General features: G+C 56.5%; 19 protein-coding genes. 2 read left to right on the forward strand and 17 right to left on the reverse strand.

All coding sequences use genetic code 11. The annotated features are described in order from the left end of the window. Positions 1–3 precede the first annotated feature (3 nt). From sucA to sdhC, 5 genes are all read right to left on the reverse strand, one after another. Complete coding sequence (sucA, locus tag ACO6VX_RS08870; protein ID WP_010260738.1) at positions 4–2,811, reverse strand: 2-oxoglutarate dehydrogenase E1 component; 2,808 nt, start codon at positions 2,809–2,811, stop codon at positions 4–6. Between the two features lie 200 nt (positions 2,812–3,011). Beyond that, a complete protein-coding gene (locus ACO6VX_RS08875; RefSeq protein ID WP_010260736.1) occupies positions 3,012–3,728 on the reverse strand; it encodes a succinate dehydrogenase iron-sulfur subunit in 717 nt (238 codons plus the stop codon). A gap of 14 nt (positions 3,729–3,742) precedes the next feature. Next, on the reverse strand, positions 3,743–5,509 hold the full coding sequence (gene sdhA / locus ACO6VX_RS08880) for a succinate dehydrogenase flavoprotein subunit (protein WP_022626042.1): 1,767 nt from the start codon (positions 5,507–5,509) through the stop codon (positions 3,743–3,745). After that, entirely contained in the window at positions 5,510–5,857 is a 348-nt protein-coding gene (gene sdhD / locus ACO6VX_RS08885; RefSeq protein WP_009091417.1) for a succinate dehydrogenase membrane anchor subunit, read from the reverse strand. It abuts the gene before it with no gap. Then, complete coding sequence (gene sdhC, locus ACO6VX_RS08890; RefSeq protein WP_029519433.1) at positions 5,851–6,240, reverse strand: succinate dehydrogenase cytochrome b556 subunit; 390 nt, start codon at positions 6,238–6,240, stop codon at positions 5,851–5,853. Before sdhC ends, sdhD begins: the two co-directional genes overlap by 7 nt. A gap of 633 nt (positions 6,241–6,873) precedes the next feature. Between sdhC and ACO6VX_RS08895 the strand changes: the two genes are divergently transcribed. After that, positions 6,874–8,157, forward strand: a complete 1,284-nt coding sequence (locus ACO6VX_RS08895; protein ID WP_010260725.1) for a citrate synthase — start codon at positions 6,874–6,876, stop codon at positions 8,155–8,157. 352 nt (positions 8,158–8,509) lie between these two features. Here ACO6VX_RS08895 and nei read toward each other — a convergent pair whose 3' ends face one another. The 11 genes from nei to ACO6VX_RS08950 form a co-directional block, all read right to left on the reverse strand. Next, positions 8,510–9,298, reverse strand: coding sequence for an endonuclease VIII (nei, locus tag ACO6VX_RS08900; protein ID WP_033766694.1), 789 nt, complete (start codon positions 9,296–9,298; stop codon positions 8,510–8,512). A gap of 11 nt (positions 9,299–9,309) precedes the next feature. Next, positions 9,310–9,957 carry a pyroglutamyl-peptidase I gene (gene pcp, locus ACO6VX_RS08905; protein WP_010671296.1) on the reverse strand — a complete coding sequence of 216 codons (648 nt, stop codon included), beginning with the start codon at positions 9,955–9,957 and terminating at the stop codon, positions 9,310–9,312. A gap of 6 nt (positions 9,958–9,963) precedes the next feature. Beyond that, the gene (locus ACO6VX_RS08910) at positions 9,964–10,980 is read right to left on the reverse strand and encodes a DUF979 domain-containing protein (protein ID WP_045140671.1); all 1,017 of its coding nucleotides are present in this window, start codon (positions 10,978–10,980) and stop codon (positions 9,964–9,966) included. After that, positions 10,980–11,708, reverse strand: coding sequence for a DUF969 domain-containing protein (locus ACO6VX_RS08915; RefSeq protein ID WP_422432130.1), 729 nt, complete (start codon positions 11,706–11,708; stop codon positions 10,980–10,982). The genes ACO6VX_RS08910 and ACO6VX_RS08915 overlap by 1 nt, the downstream gene beginning before the upstream one ends. Positions 11,709–11,761: 53 nt before the next feature. After that, complete coding sequence (pxpA, locus tag ACO6VX_RS08920) at positions 11,762–12,499, reverse strand: 5-oxoprolinase subunit PxpA (RefSeq protein WP_010260713.1); 738 nt, start codon at positions 12,497–12,499, stop codon at positions 11,762–11,764. Beyond that, positions 12,489–13,418 (reverse strand): 5-oxoprolinase subunit PxpC, encoded by a 930-nt coding sequence (gene pxpC, locus ACO6VX_RS08925; RefSeq protein ID WP_187515251.1) that lies wholly within the window; start codon positions 13,416–13,418, stop codon positions 12,489–12,491. The genes pxpA and pxpC overlap by 11 nt, the downstream gene beginning before the upstream one ends. Continuing rightward, complete coding sequence (gene pxpB / locus ACO6VX_RS08930; RefSeq protein ID WP_122459049.1) at positions 13,412–14,068, reverse strand: 5-oxoprolinase subunit PxpB; 657 nt, start codon at positions 14,066–14,068, stop codon at positions 13,412–13,414. Before pxpB ends, pxpC begins: the two co-directional genes overlap by 7 nt. Positions 14,069–14,227: 159 nt before the next feature. Further along, positions 14,228–14,971 carry a type 2 GTP cyclohydrolase I gene (locus ACO6VX_RS08935; RefSeq protein WP_122889096.1) on the reverse strand — a complete coding sequence of 248 codons (744 nt, stop codon included), beginning with the start codon at positions 14,969–14,971 and terminating at the stop codon, positions 14,228–14,230. A gap of 18 nt (positions 14,972–14,989) precedes the next feature. Continuing rightward, the gene (gene phrB / locus ACO6VX_RS08940; RefSeq protein ID WP_263056117.1) at positions 14,990–16,414 is read right to left on the reverse strand and encodes a deoxyribodipyrimidine photo-lyase; all 1,425 of its coding nucleotides are present in this window, start codon (positions 16,412–16,414) and stop codon (positions 14,990–14,992) included. 12 nt (positions 16,415–16,426) lie between these two features. Beyond that, positions 16,427–17,383, reverse strand: a complete 957-nt coding sequence (locus ACO6VX_RS08945) for a YbgA family protein (RefSeq protein ID WP_010260698.1) — start codon at positions 17,381–17,383, stop codon at positions 16,427–16,429. Between the two features lie 154 nt (positions 17,384–17,537). Then, complete coding sequence (locus ACO6VX_RS08950; protein WP_010671290.1) at positions 17,538–17,738, reverse strand: DUF2517 family protein; 201 nt, start codon at positions 17,736–17,738, stop codon at positions 17,538–17,540. Positions 17,739–17,995: 257 nt separating this feature from the next. On the opposite strand from ACO6VX_RS08950, the gene kdpE reads away from it, so the two are divergent. Continuing rightward, positions 17,996–18,670, forward strand: a complete 675-nt coding sequence (gene kdpE, locus ACO6VX_RS08955; RefSeq protein WP_010260694.1) for a two-component system response regulator KdpE — start codon at positions 17,996–17,998, stop codon at positions 18,668–18,670. A 276-nt stretch (positions 18,671–18,946) separates the two neighbouring features. Here kdpE and pgm read toward each other — a convergent pair whose 3' ends face one another. After that, positions 18,947–20,587, reverse strand: coding sequence for a phosphoglucomutase (alpha-D-glucose-1,6-bisphosphate-dependent) (pgm, locus tag ACO6VX_RS08960; protein WP_010260692.1), 1,641 nt, complete (start codon positions 20,585–20,587; stop codon positions 18,947–18,949). Positions 20,588–20,600: the final 13 nt, after the last annotated feature.

Below are 20,600 nucleotides of genomic sequence, written 5' to 3' on the forward strand. Positions count from 1 at the left end.
TAATTAATTAACGTTCAGCGCGTCATTAACCAGGTCTTGCTGCTGTTGTTGGTGTACGGACATGTAACCCACGGCCGGTGAGGCGGATGCCGGGCGGCCTGCATAACGTAAGGTGGCACCAAACGGCACAACTTCACGGAAATGATGCTGGCTGCAATACCAGGCGCCCTGATTCAGTGGCTCTTCCTGACACCAGACAAAATCCTGCACGTGAGCATACGCTTTTAATGCTTCCTGTACCGCGTGATGCGGGAACGGATAGAGCTGCTCGATGCGCACGATAGCCACATCGGTCTGCTCATTTTTACGACGCTGCTCCAGCAGGTCGTAATAGACTTTACCGGAGCACAGCACGACGCGTTTCACGCCCTGCGGATCCAGATCATCGACTTCGCCAATCGCAGGCTGGAAGCTGCCGTTAGCCAGTTCATCCAGCGTGGAGATCGCCAGCGGATGACGCAGCAGTGATTTCGGCGACATCACAATCAGCGGACGGCGCATACCGCGCAGCGCCTGACGACGCAGCATATGGTAAACCTGCGCAGGGGTAGACGGCACGCAGACCTGCATGTTCTGCTCAGCGCAGAGTTGCAGATAACGTTCCAGGCGCGCAGAGGAGTGCTCTGGCCCCTGACCTTCATAACCGTGCGGCAGCAGCATCACCAGGCCACACATCCGGCCCCATTTCTGCTCACCGGAGCTGATGAACTGGTCGATAACAACCTGTGCGCCGTTGGCGAAGTCACCAAACTGCGCTTCCCAGATGGTCAGGATGCGCGGCTCTGCGGTGGCATAACCATATTCAAAGGCCAGTACCGCCTCTTCTGACAGCACGGAGTCCCACACCTTGAACTGACCCTGTCCGCTGTGCACGTGGTGCAGAGGGGTATAGGTTGAGCCGTTCGCCTGGTTATGGACTACCGCGTGACGATGGAAGAAGGTTCCGCGACCGGTATCTTCACCCGACAGACGTACCGGAATGCCTTCATCAACCAGCGTGGCGTATGCCAGGTTTTCCGCGCCGCCCCAGTCAAAGGCTTTCTCGCCTTCAGCCATCAGACGACGGTCGTTGTAAATCTTGGCAACACGTGACTGCACTTCCACCTCTTCAGGCACCTGGCTGATACGCAGCGCCAGCTCCTTCAGACGTTTCATGTCGACCTGAGCCGGGTAAGGTTCATCCCACTCATGATTCAGGTAAGGTGACCAGGTAAAGGAGTGCAGGCTCATTGGACGCCATTCCGGCACCACACACTCACCCGCATCCAGCGCGTCACGGTAGAGATTGACCATTTCGGTCGCATCTTCCTGCGTGGCAATGGCCTCACCTTCCAGACGGTCGGCATAGATTTTACGCGGCGTTGGGTGTTTTTTGATTTTCTGGTACATCAGCGGCTGGGTCGCACTTGGCTCATCCGCCTCGTTGTGACCATGACGGCGATAGCAGACCAGATCGATAAACACATCACGCTTAAAGGTGTTGCGATAGTCGAGCGCCAGTCGGGTCACAAACGCGACCGCTTCCGGATCGTCAGCATTGACGTGGAAAATCGGTGCCAGCACCATTTTGCCGATATCGGTGCAGTAAGGGGTCGAACGCGCATCTTTCGGGTTGGAGGTGGTGAAGCCAACCTGGTTGTTGATGACGATGCGAACGGTACCGCCCACTTCATAACCGCGCGCCTGTGACATGTTCAGGGTTTCCTGAACCACGCCCTGGCCAATCACGGCCGCATCACCATGAATGGTGATCGGTAAAACTTTATTGCTGGCTGGCTCATCCAGACGATCCAGACGCGCACGCACTGAACCCATGACCACCGGGCTGACGATCTCCAGGTGCGACGGGTTAAACGCCAGCGCCAGGTGAACCAGGCCGCCTTCGGTTTCCACGTCAGACGAGAAGCCCATGTGGTACTTCACGTCACCGGTGCCCAGATGCTCTTTGTGCTTACCGGCGAACTCGTCGAACAGATCCTGTGGCTTTTTACCCAGCACGTTGATCAGCACGTTGAGACGGCCACGGTGTGCCATACCCAGTACGACTTCACGGGTTCCGCTCTTACCGGCATGACGGATCATTTCGCGCAGCATCGGAACCAGTGCATCGCCGCCTTCCAGCGAGAAGCGTTTGGCACCCGGGAATTTCGCTCCGAGATATTTTTCCAGCCCTTCGGCCGCGGTCAGCTCTTTCAGGAAACCTTTTTTCTCTTCATTGCTGAAGGCTGCACGGCCCGCGACTGACTCAAGGCGCTGCTGAATCCAGCGTTTCTCATCAGTGTTGTTGATGTGCATATATTCTGCACCGATCGAGCCGCAGTAAGTCTGAGTCAGCGCCTCGAACAGTTCGGCCAGCTTCATGGTCTCTTTGCCAATGGCAAAAGAGCCGACGTTAAAGCTTTCCTGAAAATCGGCCTCGGTCAGATCGTGAAAAGCGGGATCGAGATCGGCTACCCGGTCCTGTTTCCACAGACCAAGCGGGTCAAGATTGGCGTGCTGATGACCGCGGAAACGAAACGCGTTAATCAGCTGCAGCACTTTTACTTGCTTGGAGTTGGTTTCAGGATCGGAGACAGATGAGGTGTAACGAGATGCGTCTTTCGCCAGGCGACGGAAGTACTCACGTGTGGTGGAGTGAAACTGCTCAGGTTTCATTCCGGTGCCCGGTAACTGCTGGAACATCGAGCGCCACACTGCATCGACAGAGTCAGGATCGGTCAGGAAATCCTCATAGAGCTGCTCTATGTAAGACTGATTCGCGCCGGCCAGCCAGGAAGAGTCCAGCCAGGGCTTCATCGCGCTGTTCTGCATTGTGATCCCTTAAGCATTGCTATGCTTTTTTGAGGTTTCATTTGTTGCCGCTTTCGCGGTTTGCCGTAGTGAGTTCAGCGATACGAGCACTTTGCGCAGCGCGCGTGGCCCGTAAGGGAACCTTTGTAAACGTGGTAATCACCGCGCTTACAGAGGCTTCCGTAAAACACCGGGAACCTGAGGTTCCCGGCAGAAACTGCTTATGCGCCGCGCTGCAGCAGCATCGACTTGATATGGCCGATGGCGCGCGTCGGGTTCAGCCCTTTCGGACATACGCTCACACAGTTCATGATGCTATGGCAGCGGAATACGCTGAAAGCATCATTCAGATTGTCGAGACGCGCCTCGGTTTCGGTGTCGCGGCTGTCAATCAGGAAGCGGTACGCGGCCAGCAGGCCAGCAGGACCGATGAACTTCTCAGGATTCCACCAGAATGATGGGCATGAGGTTGAGCAGCAGGCACAGAGTATACATTCGTACAGGCCATCCAGGTGTTCACGCTCATCCGGCGACTGCAGATGTTCACGAGCTGGTGGATTTTCCCCATTATTCAACAGGAAAGGCTTAATTTTCTCATACTGTGCATAAAACTGGCTCATGTCTACAACCAGGTCACGCACCACCGGTAAACCTGGCAGCGGACGGATAACAATTTTCTGTTTGCCGTTGCCCAGCGCTGAGACTGGCGTAATGCAGGCCAGTCCGTTTTTACCGTTCATGTTCAGGCCATCGGAACCGCAGACGCCTTCACGACAGGAGCGACGAAACGCCAGGGTCGGATCTTTCTCTTTCAGGCGAATCAGCGCGTCCAGCAGCATCATGTCGCGACCATCTTCCGCTTCCAGGGTGTAATCCTGCATGCGCGGTTTGTCATCGACGTCCGGATTGTAGCGATAAATTGAAAACTCGAGTCTCATGATCGTCTCCGAAATTAGTAGGTACGCACTTTCGGCGGGAAGGCCGCGCGCAGTTTCGGCTGCATGTTCACCTCACGGCGCGTCATGCTTTCGGTTTCCGGGACATAAAGACTGTGGCACAGCCAGTTTTCATCATCACGATCCGGGAAGTCGAAGCGACTGTGCGCACCGCGGCTTTCGGTGCGATAGTTGGCCGCTACCGCCGTGGCAAAGGCCGTCTCCATCAGGTTATCCAGCTCCAGGCACTCAATACGCTGGGTGTTGAAATCCGGTGAGCGGTCATCCAGACGCGCTGACTTCAGGCGCTGGCGAATCTCTTTCAGCTCTTCCAGACCCTGTGCCATCGCTTCGCCTTCACGGAATACCGAGAAGTTATTCTGCATGCAGCGTTGCAGCGCTTTACGAATCTCAACCGGATCTTCACCCGTGGTGTTATTTTCCCAGCGGTTGAAACGCGCCATCGCCCCGGCGATCTCATCTTCTGTGGCATCACGCAGGTCGCCCTGCTCCTGAATACTCGCAAGCAGATGCAGACCCGCTGCACGGCCAAAGACCACCAGGTCGAGCAGTGAGTTACCGCCCAGACGGTTGGCACCATGCACCGATACGCAGGCGATTTCACCGACGGCGAACAGGCCAGGAATCACTACATCTTCGCCCTGCTCATTGACGCGCAGTGCCTGGCCGGTCACTTTGGTCGGAATACCGCCCATCATGTAGTGGCAGGTCGGAATGACCGGAATCGGCTCTTTAATCGGATCGGCGTGCGCAAAGGTGCGTGACAGCTCAAGGATGCCAGGCAGACGTGACTCAAGCACCTCTTTACCCAGATGATCCAGTTTCAGTTTGAGATGTGGACCCCACGGGCCATCACAGCCGCGACCTTCACGGATTTCAATCATCATCGAGCGCGCAACCACGTCGCGGCCCGCCAGATCTTTGGCGTTCGGCGCATAACGCTCCATGAAGCGTTCGCCATGTTTGTTCAGCAGATAGCCGCCTTCACCACGGCAGCCTTCGGTGACCAGCACGCCCGCACCGGCGATACCGGTTGGGTGGAACTGCCACATCTCCATATCCTGCACCGGTACGCCCGCACGCAGTGCCATACCTACGCCGTCACCGGTGTTGATGTGTGCATTGGTGGTGGACTGGTAGATACGGCCCGCGCCGCCGGTGGCCAGAATGGTCGCTTTCGCTTTGAAATAAACGGTTTCGCCGGTTTCGATGCAGATAGCGGTACAACCCACGACTGCGCCATCGGCGTTTTTCACCAGATCCAGTGCATACCACTCAGAGAAGATAGTGGTTTTGTTTTTCAGGTTCTGCTGATAAAGGGTGTGCAGCAACGCGTGACCGGTACGGTCAGCCGCAGCCGCCGTACGTGCCGCCTGCTCGCCACCGAAATTCTTTGACTGGCCACCAAACGGACGCTGATAGACACGACCATCTTCCAGACGCGAGAAAGGTAAACCCATGTGTTCCAGTTCCAGAATCGCTTCCGGGCCGGTTTTACACATATATTCAATCGCGTCCTGGTCACCGATATAGTCGGAACCTTTGACGGTGTCGTACATGTGCCATTCCCAGTTATCTTCATGGGTATTACCCAGCGCAACAGTAATACCGCCCTGCGCAGATACGGTGTGTGAACGGGTCGGGAAAACTTTAGATAACAGGGCACAGCTCTGGCCGCCCTGGGAGATTTGCAGTGCGGCTCGCATTCCTGCGCCACCTGCGCCGATTACCACGGCATCGAACTCTCTGATTGGCAAACTCATTTACACACCCCACACCACAACAAATCCATAAATCGCATACCACAACAGCGCCACGACAATCACAAACTGCAACAACAAGCGGGTTGGCAGTGATTTAACGTAGTCTGTTAACACCTGCCACATGCCAATCCAGCCGTGGATCAGAATTGAGAACAGCGTCAGCAGCGTGAACACTTTGGTGAATGCGGAAGCGAAGAAGCCACGCCACAGGTCATAAGTCAGCGTGTCTGTCATCACCACGAAACCGAGGATGTAGACGATGTAGAGCGTAATGAGAATTGCAGTTGCCCGCAGCAGCAGCCAGTCCTGAATGCCGTTGCGACCCAATGCGGATGCATTGCTTACCATACGAGGACTCCCGCCAGAATTGCCAGCACGACAGTGATCACAAAAGTCATATGAGCGGAACGCTTACCAACCTGCAGCGTTTCGGCCAGATAACCAAAATCCATCAACATATGACGAATCCCGCTCACCGCGTGATAGGCCAGCGCCGTTAAGATGCCCCACATAATGAACTTCGCGAAGAAGCCATCCATGATGGACGCAGCGTGCTGGAAACCTTCAGGAGAGGAGAGAGAGAGACCGAGCAGCCACAGCAGGATGCCAATGGCAACCAATGTGATTACGCCGGAGACGCGGTGAAGAATGGACGATATTGCAGTAACGGGAAACCGGATCGTCGAGAGATCCAAGTTGACAGGTCTTTGTTTTTTCACGGTTTTGCCCACACAGCTCTTTTTTATTTTGCTTCCTCCGGACCTGAGGCGGAGTCTAATCACAACGCGTGGCAGACTTTAACCGTCACCAAAAAAGCAACATCCAGTGTTAATTGACGCGGTAGTAAACGCTGGGTGGCTCCTGGTGTCAGGGTGTTCCGGAGACCTGCCTGGAGTATAGGAGGATCACATTCTGATTACAATTCCCCTACAAACTCTTTGGTATATTTTAGGTGGAACAGTGATCCTACTCACGATTTTCACAATTGATACAATTTTAATTATCTGATTTGACAATAGTTCAACAATTCAGTTACAAACTAAGCCTGTAAATTCCTATGATGCGCAAAAGTTATGGGGATACACTTTCCCCTAAGCGCAAGTTATGTAACATTGCGATAATGAGCATTAAAAAGCATCAGGTTATTGGTTACCAAGAAGTTATGTCCTGACCGGATCTTTAACAACCGCGATATGCAGCATGTCCATGGCTCACCGGTTCCCGCTGGGAACGCGCCGCTCACTCTGTACCCTGCACCCGTTTTATCCCCGCAGAGTGATACTGTGTAGTTTTGCCAACCGCAACATGAACGCGTTTCAGGTGTCTAAAGATCCTTACCCACATAAGGCGCTATGGAGACGAAAATGACAGATAAAAAAGTAACGCTAACCCTGCAAGATGGAACATCTATTGAACTGGACGTGCTGAAAGGTACGCTGGGCCAGGATGTCGTTGATGTCCGCACTCTGGGTTCAAGTGGCCTGTTCACCTTCGATCCCGGTTTTACGTCTACCGCGTCCTGCGAATCTGCAATCACCTTTATCGATGGGGATGAAGGTATCCTGCTGCACCGTGGTTTCCCTATTTCTGAGCTGGCGACCCACTCTAACTATCTGGAAGTCTGCTACATCCTGCTGAACGGCGAAGCACCAAACCAGAAACAGTTTGATGAGTTCCGTACCACGGTTACCCGCCACACCATGATTCATGAGCAGATTACCCGCCTGTTCCACGGCTTCCGTCGCGACTCTCATCCGATGGCGGTAATGTGCGGTGTCACTGGCGCACTGGCTGCGTTTTACCACGATTCGCTGGATGTAAACATTGAGCGCCACCGCGAAATCGCAGCATTCCGTCTGCTTTCTAAAATGCCGACCATGGCAGCGATGTGTTACAAATATTCTATCGGCCAGCCGTTTGTCTATCCGCGCAACGATCTCTCCTATGCGGGTAACTTCCTGCACATGATGTTTGCCACGCCGTGCGAAGAGTACAAAGTGAATCCGGTGCTGGAACGCGCCATGGACCGCATCCTGATCCTGCATGCTGACCATGAGCAGAACGCCTCAACCTCTACCGTTCGTACCGCCGGTTCAAGCGGCGCGAATCCGTTTGCCTGTATCGCCGCCGGGATCGCCTCCCTGTGGGGACCGGCGCACGGTGGTGCCAACGAAGCGACCCTGCGTATGCTGGAAGAGATCAGCACCGTTGAGCATATTCCGGAATTTGTTAAACGCGCCAAAGACAAAAATGACTCCTTCCGTCTGATGGGCTTTGGTCACCGCGTTTACAAAAACTACGATCCACGCGCGACCGTGATGCGCGATACCTGCCATGAAGTCCTGAATGAGCTGGGTATGAAGGATGACCTTCTGGAAGTGGCGATGGAGCTGGAACACATTGCGCTGAACGACCCGTACTTCATCGAGCGTAAACTCTATCCAAACGTGGACTTCTACTCCGGTATCATTCTGAAAGCGATGGGTATTCCATCCTCCATGTTTACGGTGATCTTCGCGATGGCCCGTACTGTTGGCTGGATTGCACACTGGAAAGAGATGCACGACGAAGGCATGAAGATTGCCCGTCCACGTCAGCTCTACACCGGTTATACCGAGCGCGAATTCAGCTCACAGCTGAAAAAGTAAGGTTCAGTTAATAGCGGAGAGGGATCTCCGCCTGATGTTGCTTTAAAGCCGGGGGCGGTTGGCTGTGATACCGCGCCTGCGTAGAGAACATGGTCAGATCGGAAAGACGCAAAAGCCGTCATCCATGACACGCTCGGCCCGCGCGATTACGCACCTCATCCCTGAGGTGCGCCCGTAGCCGGGCCAACGCGTTGCGTTGTTCAAAAACGCTCCCGGCGTTTTTGTCCATGCCGCGGGACGCTTTCCTCTTCTGACCGTGTTCTCTGCGCGTTAAGCTATTTTATTGCTGTAAGATTCACACGGGTTTGACTCTGTCAGCCGTAAGAGCATTTTACCCTTTTGACTTTACTGTCTATCTCTGACAACCCGGACACCAGTAAAAAGGCCGTGATGAGAGCGTGCCCTTCTCAATTACCGTGCCGCAGCGCCGGCATTTTTTGCCCTGCCGATGAAAAACCTCAAACTGAAACGCCGCTTCCTCATGATATTTCTTCATGGTTCCACGCATCCGATAGGCATGGCGCGGCACTGAAAGCAGCGCTTCGCTGAAAGCAGTCAGCTGATCGTTACTGAGATCCTGCGCCCGATGATTTGGCAGCAGCTGTGCCAGCCAGAGAATTTCGGCACGCAGGTAGTTTCCCAGCCCGGCCAGAAAAGCCTGATCCAGCAGCAGACCACTGAACTGCCGCCGCCGGAAGCGGGGTGACAGCAGTCGCTCTTTCACCTCTTCCACTGTCAGCGCGCTGTTCAGCACATCCGGCCCGATACGATTAAGAAACGGATGCGCCGCCAGCGTATCTGCGTTGAGCAGCTCAATATCTGAGGCGCTGTAGAGCAGAATCGCTTTGCCCGCCGTCGCCAGTCGCACCCGCAACTGACGGGTGGAATTCAGTTCGGTGTCAGGTTTTACAATGCGCCAGACACCATAAAGCTGGTTATGGCTGTAGAGCGTCAGGCCATTGCTGAAATGAGTCAGCAGCGCTTTGCCCCGCGTCTCAATCGCCTGAACCTGCTCACCAATCAATGCCGGTTCATAGGTTTTGAGCTGAGGAAACGCGAACCACGCTTCCGTTAACGGCTGACCCACAATGGCGTCTTCAAGTTTATCCGCCACGCGGCGAATTTCCGGTCCTTCAGGCATCGTTCATCCTCTTAATGGGTGGCGCCGCCAGCCTGTCTGATATCCTCGCCGGTCTCCAGCGTGACCTTTACCGCAATTTCCAGCGCCTGAATAATGGACGCCAGCGCCATGCTCGGTGCGCCCGGATGCTGCGCTGCCTGTTCTGGCAGATAAGGAATATGGATAAAACCTCCCCGCACCGGACTGTCATGCTGCTCAAGCCAGTGCAGCAGGCCGTACATTACGCGGTTGCAGGTAAAGGTGCCCGCCGTTTGCGACACTGAAGCAGGGATCCCCGCTTCCCGCACCGCCGCCACAATCGCTTTGATGGGCAGACGGGAAAAATAGGCTGCCGGGCCACCTGCTACGACGGGCTCATCCACCGGCTGATGACCGGCGTTGTCCGGGATACGGGCGTCATCGACATTAATACCAATACGTTCAACGGTAATGTCGCTACGGCCGCCCGCCTGCCCCACCGACAGAATCGCATCCGGTTTCACCTCTTCCAGCGCCTGATTCAGCACCCTAAGTACGTCGCTGAATACCACCGGCAACTGGCGGATCACTATCGTCGCCCCGCTAATCTGTTTGCCTTCCAGTGCGCGCACCGCTTCCCATGAAGGGTTAATCGTTTCACCGCCAAAAGGTTCAAAGGCGGTCATCAGGACAGTTTTCATGCAACCTCACAGGAACATCAGGAAATAGAGCAGGAAAATATTAACGATTAACAGTAGCACACCGGTCGGAATCTGAGCCTTGATCACCGCGTTACGATCGGGCAGTTCCAGCAGCGCAGCCGGGACGATATTGAAGTTGGCCGCCATCGGCGTCATCAGCGTACCGCAGTAGCCGGAGAACATACCAATTGCCGCCATCACTGCCGGATTTCCGCCGTGCTGCAACACCAGAATCGGGATGCCGACGCCTGCGGTGATAATCGGAAACGCCGCAAAAGCATTACCCATGATCATGGTTAACAGCGCCATCCCGACGGCATAGACGGTGACCGCGACAAAGCGATTATCTACCGCCAGCCAGGTTTCTGTCAGATGCGAAATCGCACTGCCCACGCCTGCGCTGGTAAACAGCAGCCCCAGGGTGGCGAGGATCTGCGGCAGGATAAAGGCCCAGCCAATCGAATCCAGCAGGCGACGGGTCTCCTGCATCGACTGCACCGGTTTCTCGTGGGTCAGTTTTAACGCCACCAGCCAGCCAATCACACAGCCGACCATCATTGAAAACAGCGTCACCAGCGTAGCGTGGTTACCGGGGCCGAACACCGCATCCTGCAAACCGGGAATATGGTTAAACGCCAGCACACCGACCACGGTCACGACCGGAATCGACAGTGCAGGCAGAAACAGTTTATTGCGCAGACGCAGCGCACTGGCCTGTTTCTCTTCATCGCTGCGCTGATGATAGCGACCCAGCCTGACACCGCCAAACCCGGCAATCAGCGCCATCACCACCACAATGACACCGATGCCAATGTGCAGCATACGGGTGCCCGCCGCATCTGAACCCATCCAGGCGCTCATCAGTTGCGTCGTCCAGTCACCGATCAGAAAAACCAGGCCATACAGCGCCCAGAACAGCCCGGTGGTAAAGCGACGCGGATTCGCGCTGTCACGCCAGGAAAGTAACGCCACCACCAGCAGGATAATGCCCGCCAGCCACATCAGATATTGTTGCTGGAACATTACTCATCTCCTTTGGCTTTCAGCGCCTGACGGTTCAGCTGCTGCAGCTCTCGCGCCAGTTGCCGATCCAGCCGCACCAGACGTGCCGAGTGGATCAGGAACGCGGCGACGGCAGTTGGAATGCCCCATAAGGCGATGTGCAGCGGTTCGGTCTGAATCCCGGCTGACTCCTGCATAAAGTTGTGCATAAAGATAATCGCGCCAAACGCCACGAAGATATCCTCACCAAAGAAGAGGCCGACATTATCGGTCGCCGCTGACATCGCGCGCAGCCGATGGCGCAACTCAGGTGAGATCTCGCCATAGCGGCTTTCAGTTGCTCCTTCCGCCATCGGTGCCAGCAACGGACGCACCATCTGCGGATGTCCGCCGAGACTGGTTAACCCCAGCGCGGCGGTGATTTCGCGCACAAACAGGTAGACGATCAGCAGCCGTCCGGCGGTTGCCGTTTTGATCTGTGCAATCCACGCCTGCGCCCGCTCTTTCAGTCCGTGACGCTCCAGCAGGCCAATGACCGCCAGCGGCAGCAGCAGGATCAGTGGCAGGTTGCGGGTGTTAAGAAAACCCGCCCCGAGCTTTTCCAGAATGTCCGCCAGCGGCATCATCGCGGCCAGACCGGTTACAAACCCGGCGACAATCACCACCAGCACCGGATTGAACCGTAACAGGAAGCCGACGACGATGGCGGCGATGCCCAGTAATGGCCAGAGATTTACTGCACTATCCATGGATTTCCCTCAGAGTTGAAAAACCCGGCATGCGCCGGGCTAAGTGTGGTTATTCAGTTGCTGGTCACACGAATCTGCTGATCGGCAAACGCATCACGCAACCGCTGTGCAAATTGCAGGGCGTGCGCGCCGTCGCCATGTAAGCAGACGGTCTGTGCATTCACCGCTACCCATTCTCCGGTGATACTTTTGACTTTGCCCTGCTGCACCATCGTCAGCGTCTGACTGATAGCCTGCTGTTCATCTTCAATCAGCGCGCCCGGCTCGCTGCGCGGCACCAGCGCACCGCTGCTGAGATAGCCACGGTCGGCGAACACCTCTTCCCGCGTGCGTAAGCCGTAGTGCGCCGCCGCACGAATCGATTCGCTGTTAGCCAGTCCCACCACAATCAGCTGGCTGTCGACCGCCCTGATGGCGCGGGCAATGGCGTCCGCCAGCACCGGATCGGCCGCAGCCTGGTTGTAGAGCATGCCGTGCGGTTTAACATGAAGCAGCCGCGCACCTTCGCTTTCCGCCAGACTTTTCAGCGCACCAATCTGGTAGATCATCTGGGCGTAGACCGTTTCCGGCGGCAGCTGCATGGCGCTGCGGCCAAAGTTCTCCCGATCGGGAAAAGCGGGATGTGCACCAATCGCGACGCCGGATGCCTGTGCCCAGCGCACCGACTGCAGCATGGTCTGCGCATCACCTGCGTGAAAGCCACAGGCGATGTTGGCGGAACTCACCAGTTGCAGCAGCGCCTGATCGCTGGCGCAGCCCTCGCCCAGGTCGGCGTTTAAATCAATTTTCATTGAGTCCCCACTTCATCTGGTCCAGTGCGCGTTGCTGATGCTGACGTGCCAGCATCGCTTCTGGCAGGGTGCAGTGAATAAAGTGAATCGGCTCACCCAGCCGGATTTGCGCCAGGTGATAGAGATCGGCTTCGATAACCGAGGCGATGCGCGGATAGCCGCCGGTGGTCTGGGCATCCGCCATCAGCACGATAGGCTGTCCGTTCGGCGGCACCTGAATCACACCCGGCATCACGCCGTGTGACAGCAGCTCGCGCGGACTTTCGCGCTCAAGCTTGCGTCCCTCAAGCCGGTATCCCATCCGGTTACTTTGCGGGCTGAGTTTCCATGCGGTACGCCAGAACGCCTGCTGCGCTTCGCGGCTGAACTCGTGATACTCCGGGCCAGGTAGTGCGCGGATGCGGTTGCCCCACAGCAGTTGCCGCACCCCGACTTTACAGTCAAACGTGCGGGTCGGTTTACCCAGCGGAAGCTGATCGCCATCCTGCAAGGCTCGCCCCTGAAATCCGCCAAATTTTGCTTTTAGATCGGTGCTGGCGGAGCCGAGCATCGCGGGGATATCAAAACCGCCCTGCACTGCCAGATAGCTGCGCATACCGCGCTGCGGCATCGCCAGTGACAGGAGCTGCCCCCGTTTCACCGGCGTGCGCCAGCCCGTCCAGACCGGCTGGCCGTCAAGCTCCGCATGGCAGCCTGCGCCGGTCAGCGCAAACCAGCCATCGCGGGTAAACTCCGCTTTGAACTGGCCGAGCACCATCTCCAGCACCGCGCTGTCGGGATCATTGCCCACCAGCACATTGGCGGTGAACATCGCGGGATGATCCAGCACACCACCAGGGCTGATGCCATACTGACGCCAGCCGTAACGGCCCGCATCCTGAATAGTCGCGGCCAGGCCGGCTCGCAGAATGTTTAACATACGCCCTCCTGTTGCGGCACAAAGCGAACCCTGTCACCGGGACGGAGCAGCGTGGGCGGTTGCTGCAGGGGATCAAACAGCGCGGTGCGCGTCTGGCCAATCAACTGCCAGCCGCCGGGCGAAGCCAGCGGATAGACGCCGGTCTGGCTGCCGCCGATGCCCACCGAGCCGGCGGGCACCGCAACCCTGGGCTCAGCACGCCGCGGAATGTGCAGGCGCGGATTCAGTCCGCCCAGATAGGGAAAACCGGGCTGAAAGCCGATAAAAAAGACCACATAGTCACTGCTGCTGTGCAGCTCAACCACCTGACGGGGCGTCAGCGCGGCGTGTTCCGCCACCACCGTCAGATCGGGGCCAGACTCGCCGCCATAGATCACCGGGATCTCCACCTGACGCGACTCCGGCAACTGCGCTTCACTCTCTTCCCACCAGCGCTGGAGCCGCTCTATCGCGTCCAGCGCGCTCTGCTGGGGATCACGCAGAATCAGGGTGATGTTGTTCATGCCGGGGATCACCTCCAGCACGCTGGCATAGTCGTGCAGGCGCTGATTCAGTCCCCAGATTCGTTGCTGGCTCTCCAGTGAGACCGGCGGTTCCAGCTCCAGCACGACAGCGCGTTCACCCAATAAATAACACCGTGCTCGTTGCAACAGCTACCTCCCGCTCAGTTGAGATCGCGCCTGGCCGACCTGACCGGATGCCCGGTGCAGCCCATTGCTTATCTACGTAAAGCAAACAGTTATGCGAAAGTGACAGGGATGTGTCAACAGATTTAGGTCCTGCGCAGGCGCGCAGGACAAGGGAGAGTGTCAGGCAGGATTAGGGATATCGATGAAGGTCACATCAAGATCGTGGTGTTGCGCCAGCCAGTCGCCCAGCGCTTTTACGCCGCCGCGCTCGGTGGCGTGATGGCCTGCGGCAAAGAAATGCAGCCCCTGCTCACGCGCGCTGTGAATGGTCTGTTCAGAGACTTCACCAGTGATAAAGGCATCGACGCCCGCCGCCGCCGCCTGGTCGATAAAGCCCTGCCCGCCCCCGCTGCACCAGGCAATGCGACGGATCAGCGCTGGCGCGTTGTCACCACAATGCAGGGGTTCACGTCCCAGCCTCTCACCGATTCGGCGGGCCAGCTGTTCGCCGGACTGGGGCTCAGCCAGCTCACCCCAGAACACCAGCGGCATCACTTCGCCGCGCACTTCGATATCCAGCAGTTTCGCCAGCTGGGCGTTGTTGCCTAATTCAGGATGCGCGTCGAGCGGCAGATGCCAGCCATAAAGATTGATATCGTTGGCCAGCAGGGTCCGCAGACGACGGCGCTTCATGCCCTTAATCGTGGCCGGTTCACTTTTCCAGAAATAGCCATGATGGACAATAATCGCATCGGCCTGACGCGCCACCGCCTCATCCAGCAGCGCCTGACAGGCAGTGACGCCGGTGATAATCGTTTTGATCTCGCTGCGTCCCTCAACCTGCAAACCGTTGGGGGCGTAATCGCTGAAACTGTGGCTATCGAGTTGCTGATTGATCAGCGTCTCTAATTCGTAATGGTTCATTCAGGCTCCTTCGAGGCCTCAGGCTGCGCTCTTGGCGCGCTCAAAGGCGTCTAATGTCTTTTTACGTGCCACCTTATGATCCACGATTGGTGCCGGATAATCGAGTTTCTTATGATGCTTCTCCGCCCAGACATGGGGCTGGTGAATATCACTGTCAGGGACCCCGGCCAGTTCAGGCAGATAGTGACGGATAAAATCCCCCTTCTCATCGAAGCGCTCGCCCTGCGTGGTCGGGTTAAAGATGCGGAAATAGGGCGCCGCGTCCGTGCCGGTCGAGGCCGCCCACTGCCAGCCGCCGTTGTTCGCGGCCAGGTCACCATCAATCAGTTGCTGCATGAAATAGCGTTCACCTTCACGCCAGTCGATCAGCAGATCTTTGACCAGGAAACTGGCGGTGATCATCCGTAAGCGGTTGTGCATCCAGCCCAGCGCCTTCATCTGACGCATTGCGGCATCGACAATCGGATAGCCGGTTTTACCCGCTTTCCAGGCGTCGAAATGTGCGTCGTTACGCTGCCATTCAACGTTTCGCGTCCAGTCGATAAACGGCTTGTGTCGGCACAGCGCCGGCCAGGCAACCAGCAGATGACGGTAGAATTCACGCCAGATCAGCTCGTTCAGCCAGGTGAACGCGCGGCTGTTGTCCAGCGCATCGGGATGTTCATGCAGCACGCGATGCAGGCACTGACGTGGCGACAGTACGCCGGTCGCCAGATAAACCGACAGACGGCTGGTGGCGTCCAGCGCCGGAAGGTCGCGCTTAGCGGGATAGTCGATAACCGGTTGCGTGGCGAAATGGCGCAACCGCTTCAGCGCCGCCGCTTCGCCTGGCGGAAACAGATCCTGATCAAAGTCTTCGGTTGGATAGTCAAAGGCGGGAATCGGGGAGGCTTTCAGCGGTGCGCCTTCGCGCGCTTTCGGCGCAGGCACGCATTCAGGCAGACCCTGCTGCAAGCGGCGGACAAAGGCTTTGCTGAACGGGGTAAACACCTTATACATCGAGCGATCGCCGCTCTGCACACTGCCGGGCGGCAGCAACAGGCTGTCATCAAAGCCCTGGCAAATCACGCCCGCGTCGTCGAGACGCTTTTCAGCCTCCGCATCGCGCTGGCGTTCATTAACTTCATACTGGTAATTGTAGAAGAGCTGATCGACCTGCTGCTTAGCGCAGAACTGCACCAGCGCATCAACACTGTCGCTGAAGGCGTGACACGCCTGATAGTGCAGTTCAATGCCCCGCTCTGCCAGCGCACGCTGCACCTGCAACAGACTGGCGTGGATAAACGCCGCCTGCTTCGGTGACATGTCATGCTGCTTCCACTGTGCTGGCGTGGCAAGGTAGAGCGCAATCACTTTTGCATCGCTGTCGCGGCAGGCGGCGTGCAGCGCCAGATTGTCGTTGACGCGTAAATCGTTACGCAGCCAGACCAGATGGGTGGTCATACTCCTCCTGTATTACTGTCCGTAGCGTAAGCACAAGGCTTCGGGATAGGGATCGAAATAGCGTTGCTGGGCCAGCCACGGGTGCGGGTACTCCGCCATGTAGTGTTTGAGAATGGTAATCGGCACCAGCAGCGGTTGTGTGCCCTGACGATAGCGGTCAATCAGCGTTGCCAGTTCCTGGCGCTGCGGTGAACTCAGGTGCGTGCGGAAGTAGCCCTGCACATGCATCAGCACATTGGTGTGATTGCGACGTGAGGCGGGACGTGACATCAGTTCCATCATGCGATTGCGGTACTCAAAGGCAAAGGCGTCCAGCGACTCCCACTGGCTCATGGAGGCGACAAAGGGTCCCAGCTCGCGGTATTTCTCCTGCGAATGCGCCAGCATCATCAGCTTGTAACGGCTGTGGAAGGCGATCAGTCCCTGCCGGGTCAGACCGCTTTCCCACATCTGATTAAATTCATGCAGCGCGCAGACACGACCGATAAAGTTCTCACGCAGGGCGGGATCGTGCAGACGACCATCTTCTTCCAGCGGCAGCCAGGGCATCTCGCGCTGCAGAAATTCAGTAAAAATACCGGTGCCTGCTTTGCGGTTATTGTTGTTATCGGGCTCATAGACCCGCACCCGCTCCATGCCACAACTGGGTGATTTGGCGCAGAGGATATAGCCACAGAGGTGATGCAGCGATTTTACCCGCTCAGCAGACCAGTCACGCATCTGCGTCGTAACCTCTTCTCCGCCATCTTTGCTGAAGCAGAGATGCAGCTCATCATCGCCCTGCTTCACCAGACGCAATGCCGGGCGCGGCGTTGGCAGACCAATCGCCATCTCAGGGCAGATGGGCTCAAAACGGACAAATGGGGTGAGATCGTCGGTCGCAAAAGTAAGACGCTTATGCCCACCATCAAATCTGACGCGGTCGCCGAGCAGGCATGCACTGATTCCAACGGGGATTTTTTTGCTCATACTTGTACAACCTCCGAAATCTTGTAGAGGTTTAAGTGTAGCGTAAAATGGTCAGGAATAAAGGGTTAAAACGGGATTCCGGATCGCTTATTCTCAGAAAAAACGCAAAAAAAAGCCCGGTCAGTTGACCAGGCCTGTTTTGCGGCAGGGGAAATCACCAGAACGCGCCACCACCCGCTTCAGCCTGCGCCAGCCAGACCGGCTTGGCGCTGGTCTTACACCAGACGCGGTGCAGATAGCTGTAGAAACGTGCCCGATCCTGTCGAAACAGCATAACAGGAAGCGCCAGTACGCCGAGAAGAACCACCAGCGTACGTCGCGCAATAATTTTATAACGTGGATAAGCCCGATACATGGTTTCTCCTCCCGGTAAGTGAAATAGTGTGAATGTGATCTGTGTTCAACTTTACGCCAGGTTGTGTAATTTTACTACTCATCTGACCACTTATTTGCTGCTATTTTTGCTGTTTAAGAATCAACCTGTAATTAAGTTACAAAAAGGTTACCGCCTGGTTGCGTTAGCGTTGAAAGGGCCGACAGGTTATGGTCGCGGACGCCAGCATAAAATGTTGATAAAGTAGCGCTTCGGTCCCCACTCAAGGCAGGTATTGCGTGACCACGGTTTTGATCGTTGAAGATGAAAAAGAGATCCGGCGCTTTGTCCGGCTGGCGCTGGAAAATGAAGCCCTTAAGGTGTTTGATGCCGATACACTGCAACGCGGACTGATTGAAGCGGCGACCCGCAAGCCGGACTTAGTGATCCTGGATCTGGGTCTGCCGGATGGAGATGGCACCGATTTCATTCGTGACCTGCGACAGTGGAGCGCCATACCGGTGATTGTGCTGTCAGCGCGCAGCGATGAGCAGGATAAGATCGCCGCACTGGATGCGGGGGCAGATGACTATCTGACTAAACCCTTTGGCATTGGCGAACTGCTGGCGCGCGTCCGGGTTGCGCTGCGTCGTCATAGTGGCCAGCAGCCGGATGCCAGGGTGACGTTCGCCGACGTCAGCGTCGATTTCGCCGCACGACGGGTACAGCGCGGCAGCAGCGAGATTCACCTTACCCCGATTGAATTTCGTCTGTTGAGTATTCTGCTTAACAATGCCGGCAAGGTGCTGACGCAGCGGCAGTTGCTGAGCCAGGTCTGGGGACCCAATGCGGTTGAGCACAGCCACTATCTGCGCATCTATATGGGACATCTGCGCCAGAAGCTGGAAGCCAATCCGACACAACCGGCTCATCTGCTGACGGAAACCGGGATCGGCTATCGCTTTATGCCATAAAAAAAGGCGCCAGAGGCGCCTTTCATGACTGCAAACAAACTCAAATCTGAGCAAATACTGACCGCAACGGATAAACCCCGAGGCGCAGGAAACAGGGTCAGAGGAGGAAAGCGTCCCGCGCCATGGATGGCGCGGGCCGAGCTGTCATGGATGACATCTTTTGCGTCTTTCCGATCTGATCCTGTTTCCTGTGCTGGCACGATCCAACAGCTAGCCGGGTTGGACTTTACCAGCAACCTTAATGGTACCGAGCGTATCTTTCATCTGCCCGACTAATCAGGCGTTTTTCAGCACTTCGCTGACAATCTCAACGGCTTCTTTCTCAATCTGCGCGCGGTGTTCAGCGCCCAGGAAGCTTTCACAGTAGATTTTGTAAGCGTCTTCGGTGCCTGAAGGACGAGCAGCAAACCAGCCATTCTCCGTCATCACTTTCAGACCGCCGATAGATGCACCATTGCCTGGCGCGGCAGTCAGACGAGCGGTGATAGGATCACCCGCCAGCGTATCAGCGCTGACCATCTCCGGTGACAGCTTCGACAGCGCGGCTTTCTGCGCTGAGGTGGCTGATGCCTGCAGACGGTTGTAGCTTGGTGCGCCAAAGCGTGCTGCCAGTTCGTCATAGTGCTGCTGCGGGTTTTTACCGGTCACTGCAGTAATTTCAGCGGCCAGCAGACACATGATGATGCCATCTTTGTCCGTAGACCACGGCGTACCGTCGAAACGCAGGAATGAAGCGCCTGCGCTCTCTTCGCCACCGAAACCGAGGCTGCCGTCATACAGACCATCAACAAACCATTTGAAACCCACCGGCACTTCCACCAGCTTGCGACCAATGTCGTTGACCACACGGTCAATCATGGCGCTGGAGACCAGGGTTTTACCCACGGCAACATCCTGACCCCACTGTGGGCGGTGCTGGAACAGATAGTTGATCGCCACCGCCAGATAGTGGTTTGGATTCATCAGACCCGCCGGGGTCACAATGCCGTGACGGTCATAATCGGGATCGTTGCCGAACGCCAGATCGAACTTGTCACGGTAAGCCAGCAGGCCTGCCATTGCGCTTTCAGACGAGCAGTCCATGCGGACCACGCCATCTTTATCCAGATGCATAAAGCGGAAGGTCTGATCGACCGCGTCATTTACCAGCGTCAGATCCAGCTTGTAGTGCTCAGCAATACGCTGCCAGTAAGCAATACCGGAACCACCCAGTGGATCCACACCCAGCTTCAGGCCCGCTTTCTGAATCGCCGGGAAGTCGATAATCTCTGCCAGACCTTCAACATAAGGCTGGATCAGATCTTTCTCGACCACATGACCGCTGGCCATCGCCTGCTCCAGCGGCAGACGTTTCACCTCTTTCAGGCCATCTTTGATCAGCTGATTGGCACGATCTTCAACCACTTTGGTGACGTTGGTATCAGCAGGTCCGCCGTTAGGTGGGTTGTACTTGATGCCGCCATCTTCTGGTGGGTTATGCGACGGCGTAATCACGATGCCGTCAGCCAGCGCGCCACCCGCTTTGTTGTGCTCAAGAATCGCATTCGAGATCGCAGGGGTCGGCGTATAGCCATTATCCTGCTGCACAATCACATCAACGCCGTTCGCCGCCAGCACTTCCAGAACAGACAGGATGGCGGGTTCTGACAGCGCATGGGTGTCTTTACCGACGTAGCAAGGCCCGGTGATACCATTCTTTTTACGCTCTTCGGCAATCGCCTGAGCGATCGCCAGAATGTGCATCTCGTTGAAGCTTTGACGCCCTGCACTGCCGCGATGGCCGGAAGTGCCAAATTTCACCGCATGTTCCGGGTTCGCCACATCGGGCTGCAGGACATAATATTGTGACGTTAATTGTGCAACGTTAATCAAATCGCTCTGCTGGGCGGGTTGCCCGGCACGTGGGTGATTGGCCATTGGCGCTGCTCCC

The organism is Pantoea sp. BJFS-204, from assembly GCF_049310725.1.
In the GTDB taxonomy this organism is placed as follows: Bacteria; Pseudomonadota; Gammaproteobacteria; order Enterobacterales; family Enterobacteriaceae; genus Pantoea; species Pantoea agglomerans.